The sequence below is a fragment of the Vibrio sp. 10N.247.311.47 genome (assembly GCF_041467535.1).
Lineage (GTDB): Bacteria > Pseudomonadota > Gammaproteobacteria > Enterobacterales > Vibrionaceae > Vibrio > Vibrio crassostreae_C.
In genome coordinates this window covers 1-22,695 of the sequence record NZ_JBFSUR010000027.1, presented here as the reverse complement: position 1 = coordinate 22,695, position 22,695 = coordinate 1, and the positions used below count along the sequence as shown (strand labels likewise).

The window sequence follows — 22,695 nt, the reverse complement described above, 5'->3', positions numbered from 1 at the left end:
GGCGCAGGGACACCTGCGCTGATATCAATATGGTCGAACTAACTTGGAACCAGTTAGTCATATTGAATTGGGTATAAAACAGAATAACTAGGAAGGCACGATGGTTGCGGTACGAAGCGCACATTTAAACCCAAGCGAACAGTTTGAGCTAGAAAGTTGGATTGCGTCATTAAAGCAAGACGCAAAAACCTCGAATAAACTGAACAAAGTTTATCGTCACTGTGAAGAGCTATTAAAAGATCACGAGCAAGCATCACTCTTGCTATGGCGTGGACGCGAGATGATTGAAATCTTGGTCACGCTGTCGATGGATCGTGCAACATTAGTCGCAGCACAACTCTTCCCAGTGGTATCAAGTGGCGTTTTTGAACGCGAAGCCTTCGAAGAAAGCTACGGCAAAGAAATCGTTAAGCTGATTGACGGCGTTGAAGAAATGGCGGCCTTGGGCCAGCTAAACGTGACCCTTGAAGGCAGTGCTGCCTCGGGTCAAGTTGATAACGTTCGCCGTATGCTACTGGCGATGGTCGATGATTTCCGCTGCGTAGTCATCAAACTCGCTGAACGAATCTGTAACCTTATTGAGGTGAAAAAGGCACCTGATGCTGTGCGTCGTGCGGCAGCAAAAGAATGTTCTAACATCTATGCACCACTGGCTAACCGTTTAGGTATCGGCCAACTTAAGTGGGAAATCGAAGATTACGCATTCCGCTACCAACAACCAGATACCTACAAGCAGATTGCAAAACAGCTGTCTGAGCGTCGTATCGTTCGTGAACAATACATCACAGATTTCGTTGATGATTTAACCGCAGAAATGCAGCGTTCAAACATCAATGCTGAAGTGAGTGGCCGACCAAAACACATCTACAGTATCTGGCGCAAAATGCAGAAGAAAGGCTTAGCCTTCGATGAGCTTTTTGACGTACGAGCAGTACGTATTATCGCTGACCAGCTGCAAGACTGTTACGCCGGCCTTGGTGTGGTACACACTAAATACAAGCACCTCCCGAGCGAATTTGATGACTATGTGGCGAACCCTAAGCCAAATGGTTACCAGTCGATTCATACCGTAGTACTTGGCCCTGAAGGCAAGACCATTGAGATTCAGATCCGTACTAAGCAAATGCACGAAGACTCTGAGCTTGGTGTGGCGGCGCACTGGAAGTACAAAGAAGGAGCTTCAAGCGGCCGTAGTGGCTACGATGAGAAAATCACTTGGTTGCGTAAACTTATCGACTGGCAAGAAGAGATGTCGGACTCTGGCGAGATGCTGGATGAGGTACGTAGCCAAGTCTTCGATGACCGTGTATACGCATTTACTCCACGTGGTGACGTGGTCGACTTACCAATGGGCGCAACCCCGTTGGATTTCGCCTACCACATCCACTCGATGGTCGGACACCGCTGTATCGGTGCCAAAGTAGCGGGGCGTATCGTACCGTTCACTCATAAACTATCGATGGGCGATCAAGTTGAGATCATCACGCAGAAAGAGCCGAACCCATCTCGTGACTGGTTAAATCCAACCACAGGTTTTGTTCATTCTGGTCGAGCTCGAGCGAAAATCAACGCTTGGTTCCGCGCACAAAGCCGTGAGAAAAACCTAGAAGCGGGTCGTGATATCCTGGAAGTTGAGCTAGCGAAAGTAGGCGCAACCCTAAAAGATGCTGATCAATACGCACTAAAACGCTTTAACGTGAATACGCCAGACGAACTCTATGCAGGTATTGGTAGTGGCGACTTGCGTATTAACCAAGTGGTTAATCACATCAATGCGCTAGTGAATAAGCCAACGGCGGAAGAAGAAGACAAGAAAGCGCTAGAGAAACTGCTTGAGTCGGAAAACAAGCCGGCACAACAGAGTCGTCCGAAGAAAGATGCGGTAGTGGTTGAGGGCGTTGATAACCTAATGACGCACCTAGCGCGTTGCTGTCAGCCAATCCCAGGTGATGTGATTAAAGGTTACATCACTCAAGGTCGTGGTATCTCAGTGCACCGCGCTGACTGTGAACAGCTAGGCGAGCTAAGCGTGCATGCGCCAGAACGTATCATTGATACCGTTTGGGGTAATGGCTTTGTCGGTTCATACATCCTAACGCTGCGTGTTGAAGCGCTAGAACGTAATGGCTTGTTGAAAGACATCACCTCACTGTTCTCGAATGAAAAGATCAGCGTGACCACAATGAAGAGCCGCATCGACTACAAGCGTCAGCTATCGGTAATGGATTTCGATTTGGAAGTGACCAATATTGAAATTCTGAGTCGCGTTACCAGCCGAGTAGAACAAATCAAAGATGTTATGTCAGTCAAAAGGTTGGGGTAGGCCAAAATACTATCCACGTCATTCCCTACAGTGAGGGACGAACGTGATAGGGAATCTCGTAAAGCGATTTGAGATCCCCAACTCGCTCATTCTTCGCTCTTGGGGATGACGGAAAGAATAGAAAGGTGAGTGGTTTTGGCTGCTCGCCTTTTTTAGTTTTAGAAGACGTTATAAATTTAAAAATCAAAGACAGTGAATAGGAAGAAAACGATGAATCACCCGATTGAACAACTTGAACAGATTATGACTAAGCTGCGCGATCCAGAAGGTGGCTGTCCTTGGGATTTGAAACAAAATTTTGAAACAATTGTGCCGCATACTATCGAAGAAACCTACGAGGTGGTGGACGCGATTCACAACAAAGATTGGCCGAACCTACAAGAAGAGTTGGGTGACTTGTTGTTTCAGGTGATCTTCTATAGCCAGTTAGCGAAAGAACAGGGGTTGTTTGAGTTCTCTGATGTGGTTGATGGCATTAACGAAAAGCTAACACGCCGCCATCCGCATGTGTTTTCTGATACCGAGTTTGCGAGCGATGAAGAAATTAATGCCAACTGGGAAGCTGAAAAAGCCAAAGAAAAAGCTCAGGCAGGCAAAACTCAAGAAAGTATTCTAGACTCAATACCAAACTCTCTACCTGCGCTTTCACGTGCTACAAAGATTCAAAAACAGGTAGCGAAATATGGCTTTGATTGGGACTCTATTGGCCCAGTGGCTAATAAGGTTTTAGAGGAAGTCGATGAGGTGCTGGAAGAGGCACTTCAAGTGACGCCAAATGAAGATTTGGTTGAAGAAGAGTTGGGAGACTTGCTGTTTGCGACGGTCAATTTGGTACGACATTTAGGTAAAAACCCAGAATCGGCACTCAATAAAGCCAATCTCAAGTTTTCGCGTCGCTTTAAAGGGGTGGAACAAAAAGTTCGTCAGCAAGATAAAAATTTGACTGACTTTTCACTACAACAGCTTGATTCCATGTGGGATGAAGTCAAAGTGGCGGAGAAAAGATAACCAAAGCTTTTATCATGAATTGATTTGAAGCAAAAAATAAAAAATAGCAGTGTGATAGATTTCACGTTGTGGCGATAAGGGGCTTCTGGTATATTTTCATCCCGTCCAGAAGTAGTCCATTTCCCTCATTCAACCAATTTCAGGTTAAACATGACGACAAATTACATTTTTGTTACTGGCGGGGTTGTATCCTCTCTAGGTAAAGGTATTGCTGCAGCATCTCTTGCAGCTATTTTAGAAGCTCGTGGTCTTAAAGTGACCATGATGAAGCTTGACCCTTACATCAACGTTGATCCAGGCACTATGAGCCCGACTCAGCACGGTGAAGTGTTCGTTACGGAAGATGGCGCTGAAACAGACCTTGACCTTGGTCACTATGAGCGATTCATTCGCACCAAGATGACTAAGCGTAACAACTTCACTGCAGGTCGTGTTTACTCAGACGTACTAGCAAAAGAGCGTCGCGGTGATTACCTAGGTGCAACTATTCAGGTTATCCCACACATCACTAACTCTATCAAAGAGCGTGTAATTTCTGGCGCAGCTGGCCACGATATCGCGATCGTTGAAGTTGGTGGTACGGTTGGTGATATCGAATCTCTACCATTCATGGAAGCGATTCGTCAGCTAGCAGTAGAACTAGGCCGTGAACGCGCAATGTTCATGCACCTTACTCTAGTGCCATACCTAGCAGCTGCGGGCGAAGTGAAAACTAAGCCAACGCAACACTCTGTAAAAGAGCTACTGTCTATTGGTATTCAGCCAGACATCCTAGTTTGTCGTTCAGACCGCAACATTCCTTCGAACGAGCGTAAGAAAATTGCTCTGTTCTGTAATGTGCAAGAAAATGCAGTTATTTCTATGCGCGATGTTGACTCTATCTACAAGATCCCTCAGCTTATTAAAGCTCAAGGTACTGATGAACTTGTATGTAAGCGTTTCGGCATCACAGCTCCAGAAGCAGACCTGTCTGAATGGGAACAAGTAATTTACGAAGAAGCTAACCCAACGGGTGAAGTGACGATTGGTATGGTTGGTAAGTACATTGAACTACCAGACGCATACAAATCAGTAAATGAAGCGCTAAAACACGCGGGCTTGAAAAATCGCCTAAGCGTTAATATTAAATACGTAGATTCACAAGACGTTGAGTCTCGTGGCGTAGAAGTTTTAGAAGGCCTAGATGCAATCCTAGTTCCTGGTGGCTTTGGTGACCGTGGTGTTGAAGGTAAGATTCTTGCTGCTCAATACGCTCGTGAAAACAAAGTACCGTACTTAGGTATCTGTCTAGGTATGCAAGTAGCACTTATCGAGTACGCTCGTAACGTTGCGAAAATGGAAGGGGCACACTCTTCTGAATTCTGTACTGAAACTAAGTACCCAGTTGTTGGTCTTATCACTGAGTGGACTGATGGCGAAGGTAAAGTTGAAGAGCGTACAGAAACATCTGACCTTGGCGGCACAATGCGTCTTGGTTCACAGCTTTGTCACCTAGCGAAAGGGACGAAAGCTTACGAATTATACGGTAGCGCGACGATCCATGAACGTCACCGTCACCGTTACGAAGTGAACAACAATCTTCGTCCACAAATCGAAAAAGCGGGCCTAAAAGTATCGGGTCTATCTGCGGACAAGAAACTGGTTGAAGTTATTGAGAACCCGAACCACCCATGGTTCGTTGCTGCTCAATTCCACCCAGAGTTCACTTCAACACCTCGCGATGGTCACCCATTGTTTGCAGGTTTCGTTAAAGCGGCTGGTGAGTTCCAGCGCGGCGAGTTAGAGAAGTAAAAAGGAATACAGGTAGCTGCGTAAGTTGTGCTGCTACCTTTAAATTTGACATTTATATATTCAACGAGAAGGAAACATTCAATGTCTAAGATCGTTAAAGTTCTAGGTCGTGAAATCATCGATTCACGTGGTAACCCAACTGTAGAAGCTGAAGTACACCTAGAAGGCGGTTTCGTAGGTATGGCTGCTGCTCCATCTGGCGCATCTACTGGTTCTCGCGAAGCTCTTGAGCTACGTGACGGCGACAAATCACGTTTCCTAGGTAAAGGTGTTCTTAAAGCTATTGAAGCTGTAAACGGCCCAATCGCTGAAGCTCTAGTTGGTACTGACGCTAAAGCACAAGCTGACGTTGACCAAATCATGCTTGACCTAGACGGTACTGATAACAAGTCTAAGTTCGGCGCGAACGCTATCCTAGCTGTATCTCTAGCTAACGCAAAAGCTGCTGCTGCTGCGAAAGGCATGCCTCTATACGAGCACATCGCTGAGCTAAACGGTACTGCTGGTCAGTTCTCTATGCCTCTACCAATGATGAACATCATCAACGGTGGTGAGCACGCAGATAACAACGTTGACATCCAAGAGTTCATGATCCAACCAGTTGGCGCTAAAACTCTTAAAGAAGGTCTACGTATCGGCGCTGAAGTATTCCACAACCTAGCTAAAGTTCTTAAGTCTAAAGGCTACAGCACTGCAGTTGGTGATGAAGGTGGTTTCGCTCCTAACCTTAAGTCTAACGCTGAAGCTCTAGAAGTTATCGCAGAAGCTGTTGCAGCTGCTGGTTACGAACTAGGTAAAGACGTTACTCTTGCTATGGACTGTGCAGCATCTGAGTTCTTCGACAAAGAAGCTGGTATCTACAACATGAAGGGCGAAGGTAAAACTTTCACTTCTGAAGAGTTCAACCACTACCTAGCTGAGCTAGCGAACAACTTCCCAATCGTTTCTATTGAAGACGGTCTTGACGAGTCAGATTGGGATGGCTTCAAGCACCAAACTGAACTTCTAGGCAACAAACTTCAAATCGTTGGTGACGATCTGTTCGTTACAAACACTAAGATTCTTGCTGAAGGTATCGAGAAAGGCGTAGCTAACTCTATCCTTATCAAGTTCAACCAAATCGGTTCTCTAACAGAGACTCTAGCTGCTATCAAGATGGCTAAAGACGCTGGCTACACTGCAGTAATCTCTCACCGTTCTGGCGAAACTGAAGATGCAACTATCGCTGATCTAGCGGTAGGTACAGCTGCAGGTCAAATCAAAACTGGTTCTATGAGCCGTTCTGACCGTGTTGCTAAGTACAACCAACTTATCCGTATCGAAGAAGCTCTAGGTTCTAAAGCTCCTTACAACGGTCTTAAAGAAGTTAAAGGTCAATAATTCGTCCTATTTGGCACTGTAGCTGCGTTAACTGCAGAAGATTCACTAAGTCACATAGGAAACTATGCTCCATAGCTGAATCTTCTTTGTTGCCTTGCTACAGCACCAACTAGTTAGAATTATGCACTAATACTTTTGAATGCCTCGCTTATGCGGGGCATTTTTTTGTCTGTAGAAAACTGAATGAAAGAAGCTCTAGGCTCTAAAGCTCCTCCTTGTCACATATAAAGTTCGTCATTCCCTAGACTGACGAAGGAAGGAGTAGGGAATCTCATTGTTTTCCTGACAATGACTCCCCGACTTATTGATTCCCTGACACCACATATCTCGCACCAATAAGCTCATTATGGTATATATGTGCCTTATTCTAGTTCCTTCTTTTTCAACCGGCGAAAGGTGTTATGCGAATTTTTGCTTTAGTACTGCTCATAGTGTTTGGCTGGCTACAACACACACTGTGGCTCGGTAAAAATGGTATCTCTGATTACTACGGTGTGAACAACGAAATCCAAGTTCAACAGCAAGTAAATGAAAAGCTGCATATTCGAAATGCAGAAATGTTTGCTGAAATTGACGATCTACGCCAAGGCTTAGACGCGATAGAAGAACGCGCACGTCATGAACTTGGAATGGTCAAAGAAGGTGAAACGTTTTATCGCATCATTGGTGAGGAATCCCATTAATGTCGACTCAACTTCAAAGCGTGATTGCCGTTGTACCTGCGGCGGGCGTCGGTAGCCGAATGAAGGCAGACCGCCCTAAGCAATATCTCAAGATTCACGGCAAAACAATTTTAGAGCACACCATTGAGAAATTACTGTCTCACCCACAAGTCGCTCAAATTGTCGTTGCGATCAGCGATGATGACCCATACTACCCAGAGCTTGCTCTAAATCAGAACCCACAAGTGATCAGAGTGTCGGGTGGAAGCGAAAGAGCGGACTCCGTACTCTCTGCTTTAGATTACATTGCAGAGCAACAGCTCGGTGAGTGGGTAATGGTTCACGATGCGGCAAGGCCGTGTGTTCAGCTAAGTGATATCGACAAGCTAATTTCCGGCGCGATGAGCCATGATGTGGGCGCTATTTTAGCGGCTCCAGTTCGTGACACGATGAAGCGCGGTGCCCAAGGGCAGATCGAGCATACCGTTGAGCGTGCCGATTTATGGCATGCACTTACGCCGCAAATGTTCAGAGCAAAGCCTCTGTGGAAGGCATTAAGTGAGGCGTTGCAACAAGGCGCTTCAATTACTGATGAAGCCTCAGCCTTTGAATGGAAAGGTTTATCGCCCGCTTTAGTGGCGGGGCGTTCAGATAATTTTAAGATTACTCAGCCTGAAGATTTAGCGCTTGCTGAGTTCTATTTAAGTCAGAATAAGGAATAATGATGATTCGTATTGGCCATGGCTTTGATGTACATAAGTTTGGTGGTGAAGGCCCGGTAATTATTGGTGGCGTGAGCGTCCCTTATGAACAAGGTCTTATTGCACACTCAGACGGTGATGTTGCCCTACATGCGTTATGTGACGCTCTATTGGGTGCGATTGCTGCGGGTGATATTGGTCGTCATTTCCCTGATACCGATGACGAATGGAAAGGTGCGGATAGCCGTGAGCTACTGAAAGATGTTTATCGTCGAGTAAAAGAGCAAGGCTACGTGATTGGTAATGCCGATATTACTATCATGGTGCAAGCACCAAAAATGGCGCCTCATATAGACTCTATGTGCCAAGCTATTGCACAAGACTTAGAAACCAGCATCAGTAATGTGAATGTAAAAGCGACGACCACAGAGCGTTTAGGTTTTACAGGTCGCAAAGAGGGCATCGCATGTGAAGCGGTGGTCCTAATTACCAAAAGTGCGTAAGCACCAACACGAAAAGAACAGCATGTCAGATATTTTATCTTCATTGGCTTATCTAAACGGTAAACCAACTGCGAAAGCAAAACTAAAAGCAAAAGCCGAACACTTTGTCGTTAATGAAGACTTGGGTTTTGAATTTACCGGCGAAGGCGAGCATCTCATGGTTCGCATCCGTAAAACGGGTGAGAACACGAGCTTCGTGGCCAATGAGCTGGCTAAAGCTTGCGGTGTTAAGTCGAAAGACGTGAGCTGGGCGGGTTTGAAAGACCGCCACGCTGTGACAGAGCAGTGGTTGAGTGTACACCTACCAAAAGGTGAGCCTGACTTTTCAGGGTTCTTAGCACAGTACCCAAGCATTGAGATCTTGGCGACAGCAAGACACAACAAAAAGTTACGTCCGGGTGATTTAGTTGGCAACCAATTCGAGCTGACTTTGTCTGAAGTAACAGACTGTGATGATGTCGTAAAACGTTTGGAAAAAGTCGCTCAAGTCGGTGTGCCAAATTACTTCGGTGCTCAGCGTTTTGGTAATGAAGGTAACAACTTATCTGAAGCTCGTCGTTGGGGCCGTGATAACGTTCGTACTCGTAACCAGAATAAGCGCAGCTTGTACCTTTCTGCGGCTCGCTCGTGGATTTACAACCTGATCCTTTCAGACCGTATTGAGCAAGATGCGTTTGCATCAGCATTGGTTGGCGATATCGTGGTGAAAGACGGTGCTCAACTGGCAGTAACAGCAGACAGCATTGAAGCTGTAAACCAAGACATTGCGAACGGTTCTGCTTTGATAACTGTTGCTTTGGCTGGCGATAATGCCTTACCAACGATTGATGAGTCTCAAGCGTTAGAGCAAAAACATCTTGATTCTGAACCTGACCTAATGGCGCTGATTCGCGGTAACCGCATGCGCCATGACCGTCGTGAAGCATCGTTAAAACCAACCGATTTAACTTGGGAAGTGAACGAAGATAATGTCACTCTTAAGTTCTCTCTAGACGCAGGTTGTTTCGCAACCGCTATCGTTCGAGAGTTGGTTGAAGAAGTACACGTAGAGAGAACCTACGAGCAATAACGATTCTGCTTGGAGCTGAGTCACTTGATATTGGAATTTAAGTGACTTGGCTTAGCATGGGAACAAAAGAAAGGATACAAGATGAAGATTTTACTCAGCAATGATGATGGTGTGCACGCTCAAGGTATTCATGAGCTAGCAAATGAATTACGTGATCTTGCTGAAGTTATCATTGTGGCACCTGACCGAAATCGCTCAGGTGCTTCAAATTCATTAACTTTAGAACAACCTTTGCGCGTTCAAGAAATTGCAGAAAATACCTACTCGGTACAAGGCACGCCGACCGACTGTGTGCATTTTGCGTTAAATGAACTGCTCAAGAACGATATGCCCGATCTGGTTTTAACGGGTATTAATCACGGTGCTAACCTTGGTGACGATGTGCTTTATTCAGGCACAGTCGCAGCCGCAATGGAAGGGCATTTCTTAGGCGTTCAATCGGTGGCATTTTCATTGGTGGGTAAAAAACATTTTAAGACAGCGGCAGCGATTGCTCGTCGTATCGTCGAACAACATTTAGTCAACCCAATCCCAACTAATCGCCTGTTAAACGTCAATGTGCCTGATTTGGCTTTAGAACAACTCTCTGGTACTCAAGTTACGCGCCTCGGTGCTCGTCACCATGCCGAAGATATGATTAAGCAAAAAGACCCTCGTGGTCATGATATCTATTGGCTTGGTCCTCCGGGTAAAGAGCAAGATGCTGGCGAAGGTACCGATTTTTACGCAATCGAACATGGCTTTGTATCGGTAACACCGTTACAAGTTGATCTGACGGCGCACGAGTCGTTAGGTGCGATGACAACATGGTTAGGGGAGAAGTAAGTGAGCAATCCACAAGCCGAGCGCTTAGTTACTTTTCTGATTGAAAATGGTATCCGAGACCAAAAGGTTCTTGATGCGATTTACCAACTGCCGAGAGAGAGCTTTTTATCACAGGCGATGTACCATCAAGCTTATGATAATAATGCGCTGCCGATCGGACAGGGGCAAACCATCTCGCAACCATATATTGTTGCTAAAATGACAGAGTTACTTGAGTTACAACAAGATAGCCGCGTTTTGGAGATTGGAACGGGTTCTGGTTACCAAACCGCAGTATTGGCTCAGCTTGTTGATCATGTCTATTCGGTTGAAAGAATAAAGTCGCTACAATGGGATGCTAAGCGTAGGTTGAAGCAACTCGATTTCTACAATATTTCAACTAAGCATGGTGATGGTTGGCAAGGGTGGTCTTCAAAGGCGCCTTTTGATGCGATTATTGTTACCGCTGCTGCAGAGTCGATTCCTCAAGCGCTTCTGCAACAGCTGAAAGATGGTGGTCGTTTACTGATTCCTGTTGGGGATGATGAACAACAACTGTTGAAGATCGTTCGTCACGGCGATGAGTTTTTATCGAGTGTTATCGAGATGGTGAGATTTGTACCTCTTGTTCCTGGTGAGCTAGCTTAATAAAAGACTAATGGTGTAGGTGGATAGAGAGTCGATGCGTTCGAAGTTGTTAAAAGGAAGTACTTTACTGCTTAGCTGTGCCCTTGTTGGGTGTGCAGCGAATTCGCCTGCGCCCGTTTCAAACCTAAACAAGAATTACTCATCGATTGATCGTGGTAGTTATCGTGGCAGTTACTATGAAGTTAAAAAAGGCGACACCCTTTACTTCATTGCTTATGTCACCAATAAAGACGTTAAAGACCTCATCGGTTATAACAAGTTGTCTGCTCCTTACACTATCCACCCAGGGCAGAAGCTTAAGTTATGGCGTCCTAGCTACAACGCGCCAGCGTATGGTAAGTCAACGGTAGCGGCAGCAGCAGTTGCTGCGCCTGTCGCCGCATCCACAACGTCATCTGCGGCAAGTAAACCGAAAACCACACCACAAAAGAGCAAAAACTCTAAACCGGCTCCAGCTCAAACTACCACCAAAGTGGTGAAAAAAGATCCACCAAAGAAGGTTGAACAATCCAAATCAAAGGAGTATGTTGGTTCTAAAGGTAAACAGAATGTTACACCGCCCACCAAACCAACAAGTGATAAAGTATCCAAATGGTTATGGCCAACTAAAGGGAGAGTAATCAAGAGTTTCTCTGTAGGCGAACAAGGAAATAAAGGCATAGACATAGCAGGACAGCGAGGTCAGCCAATAGTATCTACTGCAGGGGGAACGGTTGTTTATTCGGGTAATGCACTACGAGGCTACGGCAATCTAGTGATTGTGAAGCACAATGATAATTACTTAAGTGCATACGCGCACAACGACCGACTATTAGTATCTGAAGGGCAAAGTGTGAAACCAGGGCAGAAGATTGCAACAATGGGAAGCTCTGGAGCCAGCAGTGTTAGGCTGCACTTTGAGATTCGTTACCAAGGTAAGTCCGTTAATCCAAAACGATATTTACCTTAAATACAATATGCAAAAATTACGTATTGTATGGAGTGACATAGTCATTTAGCGACATATGAAGTTGTAATGTCATGCTAATTTCGCCAGGGGGAGGCGTTATGAGTATAAGCAATGCAGTAACCAAAGAAGAGTTCGATCTTGACCAAGCAACCACGGAACCGGAAGCTCTTGGAAAAGCAAAACGAACAGTCACTAAGAAAACCGAAGCGAAAGAAGAAGTTGAAGTTACGTCTAAAAGTTTAGATGCCACTCAACTCTACTTAGGCGAAATTGGTTTCTCACCACTACTAACCGCTGAAGAAGAAGTGCTATATGCACGTCGAGCTCTACGCGGTGATGAAGCAGCACGTAAACGCATGATCGAAAGTAACCTGCGTTTAGTGGTAAAAATTTCACGTCGTTATAGCAACCGCGGCCTTGCACTTCTCGATCTAATCGAAGAAGGCAACCTAGGTTTGATTCGCGCCGTAGAGAAGTTTGATCCAGAGCGTGGCTTCCGCTTCTCAACTTACGCGACATGGTGGATTCGTCAAACCATTGAACGTGCGTTAATGAATCAGACTCGCACTATCCGTTTGCCAATCCATGTTGTGAAAGAGCTGAACATCTACCTACGTACTGCAAGAGAGCTATCACAAAAGCTTGACCATGAACCAACGGCAGAAGAAATTGCTTCTAAGCTAGATAAGCCAGTTGGTGATGTGAGCAAGATGCTTCGTCTAAACGAAAGAGTGAGCTCTGTTGATACGCCAATTGGTGGTGACGGTGAGAAAGCGCTGTTGGATATTATTCCAGACATCAATAATTCAGATCCTGAGGTTTCAACTCAAGATAGCGATATCAAGAACTCGTTGATTTTCTGGCTTGATGAGCTGAATCCTAAGCAGAAAGAGGTGCTTGCGCGTCGCTTTGGACTACTGGGTTATGAACCGTCAACATTAGAAGAAGTGGGCCGCGAAATCAGCCTGACTCGTGAACGTGTTCGTCAAATCCAAGTTGAAGGTCTTCGCCGTCTACGTGAGATTCTTATCAAGCAAGGTCTGAATATGGAAAACCTGTTCAACGTAGAAAACGACTAATTGAACGGATGATGCTTCTCTAAATAGAAGACAAATAAAAACGCTGACTTTAAGTCAGCGTTTTTTTGTTTGTGGCTTTGGTATTTCATGCCGTCTAATCAAAATAGCAGTACGGCCATAACAAGCTACTTGGTAAGAAACTAAAGCAGCTTCTTCAAGCGGTAAAGTTCTTCTAATGCTTGGCGAGGAGTTAGATCATCAGGATCAACATTCGCTAGCGCTTGCTCTACTTCACTCGGTTCTGGGATCAGGCTCAGTTGGTTTGCGATATCGACACCGCTTGGCTTCGATGTTGGCGACTCCATACTTAACGCTTCTAACTGAGTCAGCTTCGCACGAGCATTCTTGATCACTGCTTTCGGTACGCCAGCTAAACCTGCAACCGCTAGACCATAAGATTTACTTGCAGCACCTTCTTGAACTGCGTGCATAAAGGCAATGCTATCACCATGCTCAACCGCATCTAAGTGTACGTTTGCTAAAGTTGGAAGTTGGTTAGGTAGTTCAGTTAGCTCAAAGTAGTGCGTTGCAAACAGTGTCATCGCATTGATTTGATTGGCTAGCCACTCTGCACTTGCCCAAGCCAGAGACAGGCCATCGTAAGTACTGGTACCACGACCGATTTCATCCATTAGCACAAGGCTGTTTGGTGTTGCATTGTGCAGGATATTTGCGGTTTCTGTCATCTCAACCATGAAGGTTGAACGGCCAGAAGCCAAATCATCGGATGCGCCAATACGCGTAAAGATACGGTCGATAGAGCCGATGGTTGCGCTTTCTGCAGGAACATAACAACCGATATGAGCCATCAATGCGATGAGTGCCGTTTGGCGCATGTAGGTCGATTTACCACCCATGTTGGGACCCGTGATGATCAGCATCTTACGTTGATCATTCAGGTCGATAGGGTTAGCAATGAAAGGTTCGTCCATCACTTGTTCAACAACAGGGTGACGACCGGCCTGAATTTGTACGCCAGCAGACTCTGTCATGGTTGGACGACAGTAATCAAGGGTATCTGCACGCTCAGCCAAGTTCTGTAGAACATCAAGCTGAGATACTGAAGAGGCGATATTTTGTAGGCGCTCTAGATACGGCAGTAGTAAGTCAAACAACTCTTCCCACAGCTGTTTCTCGATAGCGAGTGCTTTCGACTTAGAGTTAAGTACTTTGTCTTCGTGCTCTTTTAGCTCAGGAATGATGTAACGCTCAGCATTTTTCAGCGTTTGACGACGAACATAGTGTGGCGGCACAAGATGGCTTTGCCCACGGCTTACTTGAATGAAGAAACCATGTACGTTGTTGTAGCCAACTTTTAGCGTGTCGATGCCATGACGTTCACGCTCTTCTTGCTCAAGCTTATCAAGAAATTCAGTTGCGCCTGCTGCAAGGTCGCGCCATTCGTCTAACTCGGCATTGTAGCCTTCTGCAATCACACCACCGTCACGGATAACCACCGGTGGGTTCTCTTTGATTGCACGTTCAAGCAGCTCAGAAACCTCATCCACAGGAGAAGCATATTGAGCAAGTTGAGTTAGGTATGGGTGCTTCAGTTGCGTCAGTGTTTCAGCAAGCTCTGGCAAATATTCCATTGCTTGGCGAAGACGCGCCATATCGCGAGGGCGAGCAGAGCGAAGTGCTAATCGAGCGAGAATACGTTCGATATCACCAATCTGTTTTAAGGTTGGCTGTAGTTCTGTGAATAGAGCCAAATCTTTCATTTCACCAATTGCATCTAAGCGCTGATCGAGTGCAGATATATTGCGCATTGGTTGATGTAACCAACGCTTAAGCATACGGCTACCCATTGCTGTCGCAGTGTGATCAAGTACTTCGGCAAGGGTGTTATCAGTACCACCCCCAAGATTTTGCGTGATCTCCAAATTACGACGAGTTGCAGCATCAAGGATCACCGAGTGATCTTGTTTATCCATCGTGAGTGAACGGATATGAGGGAGGGCAGTACGTTGGGTATCTTTCACGTATTGGATCAAACAACCAGCCGCACATAGACCCAGTTTCGCGCTTTCTACGCCAAAGCCAACCAGATCGCGAGTACCAAACTGCTTATTCAATTGCTGCTTAGCGGTGTCTAATTCAAATTCCCATACAGGGCGGCGGCGGTTGCCATTACGGCTTGCCATTAAATCGACGGGTTCGAAATCTTCAGGGAACAGCAGCTCACGCGGAGAGGTTCTTTGTAGCTCAGCGGCCATCGCTTCTTCTGTTTCTGGCTCGCAAAGTTGGAATCGGCCAGAGGTAATATCAAGTGTCGCATAACCGAATTTACCGTTGTGGTGATAAATGGCTGCAATTAGGTTATCAACGCGTTCAGAAAGCAAGGCTTCGTCGGTTACGGTACCCGGTGTCACGATACGCACTACTGCGCGCTCAACAGGGCCTTTTGAAAGTGCTGGATTACCAATCTGTTCACAAATTGCTACGGACTCACCAAGTTGCACTAACTTTGCAAGGTATCCTTCAACCGCATGGTATGGAACACCTGCCATCGGAATCGGTTCACCATTTGATGAGCCACGCTTAGTCAGTGAAATATCGAGGAGTTGAGAGGCTTTTTTAGCGTCATCGTAGAAAAGCTCGTAGAAATCGCCCATGCGGTAGAACAGCAGAATTTCTGGGTTTTCTGCTTTCAGTTTTAGATACTGCTGCATCATGGGAGTATGTTTTTGATCGGCTTTCACAGTTAACTTCTTTCGTTTATTTCTATTGCGGCTTAGGATACGTGAAAGCGTTTCGTGCGAAAAGCGGCTGATGCGAAAAGATGCGAATCCAAATGATATGACAGTAAATAAAGGGAAGCAGATGATGCAGATGACTCAAGACCTTAGTGAGCAGCTTGGACATTTACTCGCTAAACACAAACACGTGTTAGTGACGGCTGAATCTTGCACTGGCGGAGGTGTCGCGAGTGCAGTCACCGATATTGCGGGCAGCTCTGGATGGTTTGATCGCGCTTTTGTTACGTACAGCAATGAAGCCAAACAAGAGATGATAGGTGTACAACTTAAAACCTTAATGGAGTTCGGCGCCGTGAGTGAGCCTGTCGTAATAGAAATGGCGAGCGGGGCATTGCAATATTCAAACGGGACGATCTCTGTATCAATCAGTGGCATCGCTGGCCCAGGTGGCGCGACCGAAGATAAGCCTGTTGGTACAGTATGCTTCGCGTGGAAAGCGCTAAATGGCTGGGATAAAGTAGAAACGCATGTATTTACAGGCGACAGATCACAAGTACGCCAACAAGCCACGCACCATGCCCTGCAAGTTATTTATGATTACCTATCAATGGAAGGTAAGTAACATTTGTACAAATTATTTTCATACAGGTATAGACACTGTATGAATCAACAGTATAATAAAAGCCAATTAGTCACCCCTATGTGGGTTAGAAATAGATTCTAGATCGCTTGTTGAGACAACCGATTATGTGGAGATAGAAATGGACGAGAATAAACAAAAAGCGTTAGCCGCAGCCCTTGGTCAGATTGAAAAGCAATTTGGTAAAGGTTCTATCATGCGTCTTGGTGATAACCGCACAATGGACGTAGAAACTATTTCTACAGGTTCTCTATCTCTAGATATCGCACTAGGTGCTGGTGGCCTACCGATGGGACGTATCGTAGAAGTTTACGGTCCAGAATCATCAGGTAAAACAACGCTAACGCTTGAGCTTATTGCTGCAGCACAGAAAGTGGGAAAGACGTGTGCATTCGTTGATGCGGAGCACGCACTAGACCCTATCTACGCTCAAAAGCTTGGTGTTGATATCGATGCACTTCTTGTTTCTCAACCAGATACTGGTGAGCAAGCGCTGGAAATCTGTGATGCACTGGCTCGTTCAGGTGCAATCGACGTTCTTGTTATTGACTCAGTAGCAGCCCTAACACCAAAAGCAGAAATCGAAGGCGAAATGGGCGACAGCCACATGGGTCTTCAGGCTCGTATGCTTTCTCAAGCAATGCGTAAGCTGACGGGTAACCTTAAGCAGTCTAACTGTATGGCTATCTTCATTAACCAAATTCGTATGAAAATTGGTGTGATGTTCGGTAACCCAGAAACAACAACAGGTGGTAACGCACTTAAGTTCTACGCATCTGTTCGTCTTGATATTCGCCGTACTGGTGCGATTAAAGATGGTGATGAAGTTGTTGGTAACGAAACTCGTATCAAGGTCGTTAAGAACAAGATTGCTGCACCATTCAAACAAGCTGAGACTCAAATCCTTTACGGTAAAGGCTTCAACCGCGAAGGTGAGCTTATCGACTTAGGTGTTAAGAATAAGCTAGTAGAAAAAGCAGGCGCTTGGTACAGCTACAAAGGCGATAAGATCGGCCAAGGTAAAGCTAACGCTGGTAAATACCTACGTGAAAACCCAGAAGTTGCTCTAGAGATCGATACTAAACTTCGTGAGTTACTACTGACTCCTGCTGTTCTTGAAGAGAAAGACGTAGAGAAAGAAGAAGAAAACGAAGAGCTATAAGCTCACGTTTTATAGAGTGGATGTTTGAAAGAAGCATCCGCTTTGAAAGAATTTAAAGCCTCGCATATTTTATGCGGGGCTTTTTTATTGGATCTGCTCCGTCGAGCATGTCTTTGGTCAAATCTCTCTCGTTGACTGAGTTTCTTCGGTACTAGGTCGTCAATTTAGTTCTGCTTTTCCACGGCAAGATATAGTGGAATATTCTTCATTTTATCGAATTCCCACTAAAATCCTGCCCAAGGGTGTCTTTTCTACAAGAAAACTAGTCGAAGCCTTAACCATGATCTACAATACGGCAAAATTCTAACTCGACTATTTTCAGGAAGAGCTGCATGTACATGAGCACTGATGAGGTTCGCAACGCGTTCCTTAAGTTCTTTGAGAGCAAAGAACACCAAATCGTAGACAGTTCATCGTTAGTTCCACATAACGATCCAACCCTGCTATTCACTAACGCAGGTATGAACCAATTCAAAGATTGCTTCTTAGGCGCCGAAAAGCGTGCCTACACTCGAGCAACTACGGCTCAGCGTTGTGTACGTGCGGGTGGTAAACACAATGACCTTGAAAACGTAGGTTTCACGGCTCGTCACCACACGTTCTTCGAAATGCTAGGCAACTTCAGCTTTGGCGACTACTTCAAAGAAGAAGCGATTGGATTTGCTTGGGAATTCCTGACTGAAACTCTTCAACTGCCAAAAGATCGTCTACTGGTAACGGTATACGAGACAGATGATGAAGCATTCGATATCTGGAACAAGAAAGTAGGTGTTCCTGCTGACCGTATCGTTCGCATTGGCGACAAAGAAGGCGGTAAACAGTTCGAGTCTGATAACTTCTGGACGATGGGTGACACAGGTCCTTGTGGTCCATGTACTGAAATCTTCTACGATCACGGTGAGCACATCTGGGGCGGCCGTCCTGGTACACCTGAAGAAGATGGTGACCGTTTCATCGAGATCTGGAACAACGTATTCATGCAGTTCAACCGTCACGCTGACGGCACAATGGAACCGCTACCTAAGCCTGCTGTAGATACAGGTATGGGTATTGAGCGTATTTCTGCAATCATGCAGGGCGTTCACTCTAACTACGAAATTGATGTATTCCAAAAGCTAATCAAAGCGACTGCGGAAGTTGTTGGTCATGACGATCTATCTAACCAATCGCTACGCGTTATTGCTGACCACATCCGTTCTTGTTCATTCCTAATTGCTGACGGTGTTATGCCTTCAAACGAAGGTCGTGGCTACGTTCTACGTCGTATCATCCGTCGTGCAGTTCGTCACGGTAACAAGCTTGGCGCACAAGGCGTGTTCTTCCACAAACTTGTGGGCGTACTGGCTGAAGTGATGGGCTCTGCGGCAGATGAACTTAAGAAACAGCAAGAGCTGGTTGAAAAAGTACTTCGCATTGAGGAAGAGAACTTTGGTCGTACGCTAGAGCGCGGCATGGTTATTCTTAATGACGCACTAGATGCACTTGAAGGCAAAGAGCTTGACGGCGAAACAGTTTTCAAACTTTACGATACATACGGCTTCCCAGCTGACCTTACTAACGATGTAGCTCGCGAACGCGATTTTACTATCGATGAAGAAGGCTTTGAGAAGGCGATGGAAGCACAGCGTAAGCGTGCACGTGAAGCAGGCCAATTCGGCACGGATTACAACGCGACAATCAAAGTAGACACCAACACTGAGTTCTGTGGTTACACAGCAACTGAAGGTGCTGGTGAAATCTCTGCGCTATTCGTTGACGGCGAAGAGGTTGCTTCACTATCGGCTGGCGACAAAGCAATCATCATCCTTGAAGAGACACCATTCTACGCTGAGTCAGGCGGTCAATGTGGTGATGCTGGTACACTAAAAACAGCGTCGGGTCTTTTCAAAGTACAAGACACTCAGAAGCTAGGTAACGCATTTGCGCACCACGGTGAGCTAGTTGAAGGTGTATTTGCTAAGGGCGATAAAGTAGAAGCAACGGTTGACGCTGAGCGTCGAGCTGCTATCTCACTAAACCACTCTGCCACTCACTTACTTCACTCTGCATTGCGCGAAGTGCTAGGTGAGCACGTTGCTCAGAAAGGTTCTTTAGTTAAGCCAGACAACCTACGTTTTGACTTCTCTAACCTTGAAGCGGTAACACCAGCACAGATTAAAGAAGTAGAGCGTCTAGTTAACGCACAAGTTCGTAAGAACCATGTGATTGAAACGAACATCATGGACATCGAGTCAGCGAAAGAAAAAGGTGCAATGGCACTGTTTGGCGAGAAGTACGATGATGAAGTTCGCGTTCTATCTATGGGCGACTTCTCTACTGAACTTTGTGGTGGTATCCACGCTTCAAACACAGGTGATATCGGCCTATTCAAGATCACTTCTGAAGGTGGTATTGCTGCGGGTATTCGTCGTATTGAAGCGGTAACAGGTGAAGCTGCACTAGATGCAGTAGAAGCTCAAGCTAACGCTTACGAAGAGAAACTGGCTGAATCAGCTAAGAAAGCGAAATCGCTAGAGAAAGAAATCCAACTGCTTAAAGAAAAGATGGCTGCTGCAGAAAGCGCAAATATCATGGGCAAAGTAGAAGACATCTCTGGTACTAAAGTTTTGGTTGCTGCAATTGAAGGCGCAGACAACAAGAACCTACGTACTATGGTTGATAACGCTAAAAACCAAGTAGGTAGCGGCATCATCCTGATTGCGAATATCGCAGACGGTAAAGTTGGCTTGATTGCTGGCGTAACCAAAGACCTTATCGGCAAAGTAAAAGCGGGTGACCTCGTTAAGATGGTTGCTGAGCAAGTTGGCGGTAAAGGCGGCGGTCGTCCAGATATGGCTCAAGCGGGCGGTACAGACGTTGAAGCACTGCCAGAAGCGCTTAAATCTGTGCGTACTTGGCTAGAAGAGCGTCTTTAAGCTTAAGTAATTGATACAAAGATGCCCAATCAGTTGATTGGGCATCTTTTATTTTGCCTATTGGAAGTGTGTTTAAACAAGGTTTGATTGAGATTAACCAAGAAGTCTAATGGTGGCGTTAGACTCCTTGGTTAATTTTTTATTGCTTCGCCCTGACGCGGAGTATGTGTTTTTTTGTCATATATAGACATTGGTCTTGGGAAGGTGAGGACGGGTGAAAATGCCTCTTATCGTGCAGAAATTTGGTGGAACGTCGGTGGGTTCAATTGAACGAATCCATCATGTAGCAGAAAAAATCATTGAAGCGAAAAATGAAGGGAACCAGATCGTGGTTGTCGTTTCTGCTATGTCTGGTGAAACAAATCGGTTAGTTAATTTAGCCACGCAAGTTGATAGCGTACCAAACGCTAGAGAACTGGATGTGTTGTTAACGGCTGGCGAGCAAGTTTCCATGGCCTTGTTAGCAATGACGTTACACAAGTTAGGTTATGAAGCGACATCGATGACTGGCTATCAAGCCAAGATACACACGGATTCTAATCATAATAATGCAGCGATTGAGCGTATTGATACTGCTCCGATTCAAGCTCTGCTAGATGACAACCAGATTGTTATTGTTGCAGGCTTTCAAGGATTCAATGCGAAAGGTGATATCACGACATTAGGCCGCGGTGGTTCAGATACTACAGCGGTCGCGCTTGCAGGTGCCTTGCAGGCGAAAGAATGCCAGATCTATACTGATGTAGATGGTGTTTACTCTTGTGACCCTAGAGTCGTAAAACAATCTCAGAAATTAGATACTTTAGACTTTCCTTCTATGGAAGAGATGGCTCGCCGAGGCGCTAAGGTATTGCACCTTCCTTGTGTTCAGTATGCATGGCAGCACAACGTGTCATTGCGAGTGCTTTCAAGCTTTGAACAAGGCGAAGGCACATTGATCGCGGGTAATCAGTGTTTGAATGATATTGCTGGCATCGCCATCCAAAGAGATATGGTGCGTATCGAGTGTTTGAATGAAGATTTACCGTCTTTCATTTCACATTGCCAACTGTTGGGGATCGAAGTCTGTAGTGTGATCGAGGAAACAGAACGGGCAGCACTCATTATTAAACAAGACATAAGTGCCAAATTAAAACTAGTTTTTGCTGAGAAAATCCGTAATAGTGAACAGGTTAGTTTGTTAACTGTGGTAGGAAGCCGAACACAAGAAATTGTGGTCAGTTCACATGGATTGTTGTCTGAAGGCGAAATTGATGTACAGCATCACTTATTGCAGCAGCAGTCTTTAACTTTGGTGATATCACCAACGCAAGTCGATATGGCTGCTAACATATTACACAATGCATACATCGTAGCGCGTGAAACACAGGGTTATCCTAAAAAAGAAGTGCATTTTGGTTAAATAAACTCAATCGATAGTTTACGAAAATATAACTTTTGTTGGATAATGCTCTCGTAGCTAGATAAATTTAGAGATTACTCAAGGAGCAAAGAATGCTAATTTTGACTCGCCGCGTTGGCGAAACACTGATGATTGGTGATGAAGTAACAGTTACTGTACTAGGCGTTAAAGGTAACCAAGTACGTATCGGTGTTAACGCACCTAAAGAAGTATCTGTTCACCGTGAAGAGATCTACATGCGCATTCAAGCTGAAAAAGGTAATGGTAACGTTGCATCTGGCAACTACTAATACTTTTGCGTAGAGAAGAGGCTAGCATTGTTGCTAGCCTTTTTTGATCTTGGGGAACCGAAACACTGATTGGGACATAGATGGGTTGGATAACGGATCGGTCTCAAAGTGGTGAAGTGAATGCTTTGTGATGCTGCGAGATACAGACAAGGTTGAACAGAACTGTTGCTCTGTATTTTGTTTGGCAAAACTCAAGATTTATTCGCTTCCCCTATGGCGAAAATACGCATCCCGTAGTATTGTGCCATCAGCGGTAGCACTTGCTTCTGGAGAAATTAGATAATTGTTTTCGGCTGTTTATTATTGCCAATCTTTCACCTTAATTTTTAAGGGAAAAAGCGCGATTTGAATCTTATAAGTTCAATTTGCAAGCGCTTTGATTAAATAGCAAACGGTTGAGTGTTTTTGTCCAATTTTTTTCAATAAAGTGTTTGACATATTTTCGGTAAAACGTAATATGTGCCTCCGCAAGACGGTGAGGTGGCCGAGAGGCCGAAGGCGCTCCCCTGCTAAGGGAGTATGTGGTTTGTAGCTGCATCGAGGGTTCGAATCCCTCCCTCACCGCCATTTCTTGCGAGTCTAAAATTAGCAATTTAGACAATGTAAATGTGCGTCCTTAGCTCAGCTGGATAGAGTACCTGGCTACGAACCAGGCGGTCGGAGGTTCGAA

18 protein-coding genes and 1 tRNA gene are annotated in these 22,695 nt (G+C 45.4%); 18 read left to right on the top strand and 1 reads right to left on the bottom strand.

The annotated features are described in order from the left end of the window. Positions 1-100 precede the first annotated feature (100 nt). From relA to rpoS, 12 genes are all read left to right on the top strand, one after another. Positions 101-2,323 carry a GTP diphosphokinase gene (gene relA / locus AB6E51_RS17200; RefSeq protein ID WP_017063212.1) on the top strand — a complete coding sequence of 741 codons (2,223 nt, stop codon included), beginning with the start codon at positions 101-103 and terminating at the stop codon, positions 2,321-2,323. Positions 2,324-2,533: 210 nt separating this feature from the next. Further along, entirely contained in the window at positions 2,534-3,331 is a 798-nt protein-coding gene (gene mazG, locus AB6E51_RS17195) for a nucleoside triphosphate pyrophosphohydrolase (protein ID WP_136973764.1), read from the top strand. 150 nt (positions 3,332-3,481) lie between these two features. Next, on the top strand, positions 3,482-5,122 hold the full coding sequence (locus AB6E51_RS17190) for a CTP synthase (protein WP_017063214.1): 1,641 nt from the start codon (positions 3,482-3,484) through the stop codon (positions 5,120-5,122). Between the two features lie 81 nt (positions 5,123-5,203). Continuing rightward, positions 5,204-6,502, top strand: coding sequence for a phosphopyruvate hydratase (eno, locus tag AB6E51_RS17185; RefSeq protein WP_017063215.1), 1,299 nt, complete (start codon positions 5,204-5,206; stop codon positions 6,500-6,502). Positions 6,503-6,903: 401 nt separating this feature from the next. After that, positions 6,904-7,185, top strand: a complete 282-nt coding sequence (gene ftsB, locus AB6E51_RS17180; protein ID WP_010435786.1) for a cell division protein FtsB — start codon at positions 6,904-6,906, stop codon at positions 7,183-7,185. Further along, positions 7,185-7,886, top strand: coding sequence for a 2-C-methyl-D-erythritol 4-phosphate cytidylyltransferase (gene ispD, locus AB6E51_RS17175; protein WP_372057948.1), 702 nt, complete (start codon positions 7,185-7,187; stop codon positions 7,884-7,886). Before ftsB ends, ispD begins: the two co-directional genes overlap by 1 nt. A 2-nt stretch (positions 7,887-7,888) precedes the next feature. Next, entirely contained in the window at positions 7,889-8,368 is a 480-nt protein-coding gene (ispF, locus tag AB6E51_RS17170) for a 2-C-methyl-D-erythritol 2,4-cyclodiphosphate synthase (RefSeq protein WP_372057960.1), read from the top strand. Positions 8,369-8,390: 22 nt separating this feature from the next. After that, positions 8,391-9,437 carry a tRNA pseudouridine(13) synthase TruD gene (truD, locus tag AB6E51_RS17165; RefSeq protein WP_372057947.1) on the top strand — a complete coding sequence of 349 codons (1,047 nt, stop codon included), beginning with the start codon at positions 8,391-8,393 and terminating at the stop codon, positions 9,435-9,437. Positions 9,438-9,518: 81 nt separating this feature from the next. Beyond that, positions 9,519-10,262: a 5'/3'-nucleotidase SurE gene (gene surE / locus AB6E51_RS17160; protein WP_017633214.1), complete on the top strand. Its 744-nt coding sequence runs from the start codon at positions 9,519-9,521 to the stop codon at positions 10,260-10,262. After that, positions 10,263-10,889: a protein-L-isoaspartate(D-aspartate) O-methyltransferase gene (locus AB6E51_RS17155; RefSeq protein WP_017633213.1), complete on the top strand. Its 627-nt coding sequence runs from the start codon at positions 10,263-10,265 to the stop codon at positions 10,887-10,889. A gap of 34 nt (positions 10,890-10,923) precedes the next feature. After that, positions 10,924-11,838: a murein hydrolase activator NlpD gene (nlpD, locus tag AB6E51_RS17150; RefSeq protein ID WP_017059028.1), complete on the top strand. Its 915-nt coding sequence runs from the start codon at positions 10,924-10,926 to the stop codon at positions 11,836-11,838. A gap of 98 nt (positions 11,839-11,936) precedes the next feature. Continuing rightward, positions 11,937-12,917, top strand: coding sequence for an RNA polymerase sigma factor RpoS (rpoS, locus tag AB6E51_RS17145; RefSeq protein WP_017059027.1), 981 nt, complete (start codon positions 11,937-11,939; stop codon positions 12,915-12,917). 140 nt (positions 12,918-13,057) lie between these two features. On the opposite strand, the gene mutS is transcribed toward rpoS, so the two are convergent. Beyond that, the gene (gene mutS, locus AB6E51_RS17140) at positions 13,058-15,619 is read right to left on the bottom strand and encodes a DNA mismatch repair protein MutS (RefSeq protein ID WP_017059026.1); all 2,562 of its coding nucleotides are present in this window, start codon (positions 15,617-15,619) and stop codon (positions 13,058-13,060) included. A gap of 124 nt (positions 15,620-15,743) precedes the next feature. Here mutS and pncC point away from each other — a divergent pair, with 124 nt between their 5' ends. The 6 genes from pncC (at position 15,744) to AB6E51_RS17110 (ending at position 22,592) form a co-directional block, all read left to right on the top strand. Next, on the top strand, positions 15,744-16,238 hold the full coding sequence (gene pncC, locus AB6E51_RS17135; protein WP_065585102.1) for a nicotinamide-nucleotide amidase: 495 nt from the start codon (positions 15,744-15,746) through the stop codon (positions 16,236-16,238). A gap of 139 nt (positions 16,239-16,377) precedes the next feature. Next, complete coding sequence (gene recA, locus AB6E51_RS17130) at positions 16,378-17,418, top strand: recombinase RecA (protein WP_017056586.1); 1,041 nt, start codon at positions 16,378-16,380, stop codon at positions 17,416-17,418. 332 nt (positions 17,419-17,750) lie between these two features. Beyond that, positions 17,751-20,333: an alanine--tRNA ligase gene (alaS, locus tag AB6E51_RS17125; protein WP_372057946.1), complete on the top strand. Its 2,583-nt coding sequence runs from the start codon at positions 17,751-17,753 to the stop codon at positions 20,331-20,333. A gap of 220 nt (positions 20,334-20,553) precedes the next feature. Next, positions 20,554-21,735, top strand: coding sequence for an aspartate kinase (locus AB6E51_RS17120; RefSeq protein WP_017063224.1), 1,182 nt, complete (start codon positions 20,554-20,556; stop codon positions 21,733-21,735). 92 nt (positions 21,736-21,827) lie between these two features. After that, positions 21,828-22,025 carry a carbon storage regulator CsrA gene (gene csrA / locus AB6E51_RS17115; protein WP_004415691.1) on the top strand — a complete coding sequence of 66 codons (198 nt, stop codon included), beginning with the start codon at positions 21,828-21,830 and terminating at the stop codon, positions 22,023-22,025. Between the two features lie 474 nt (positions 22,026-22,499). Beyond that, positions 22,500-22,592, top strand: a tRNA-Ser gene (locus AB6E51_RS17110). The last annotated feature ends 103 nt before the right edge of the window (positions 22,593-22,695 follow it).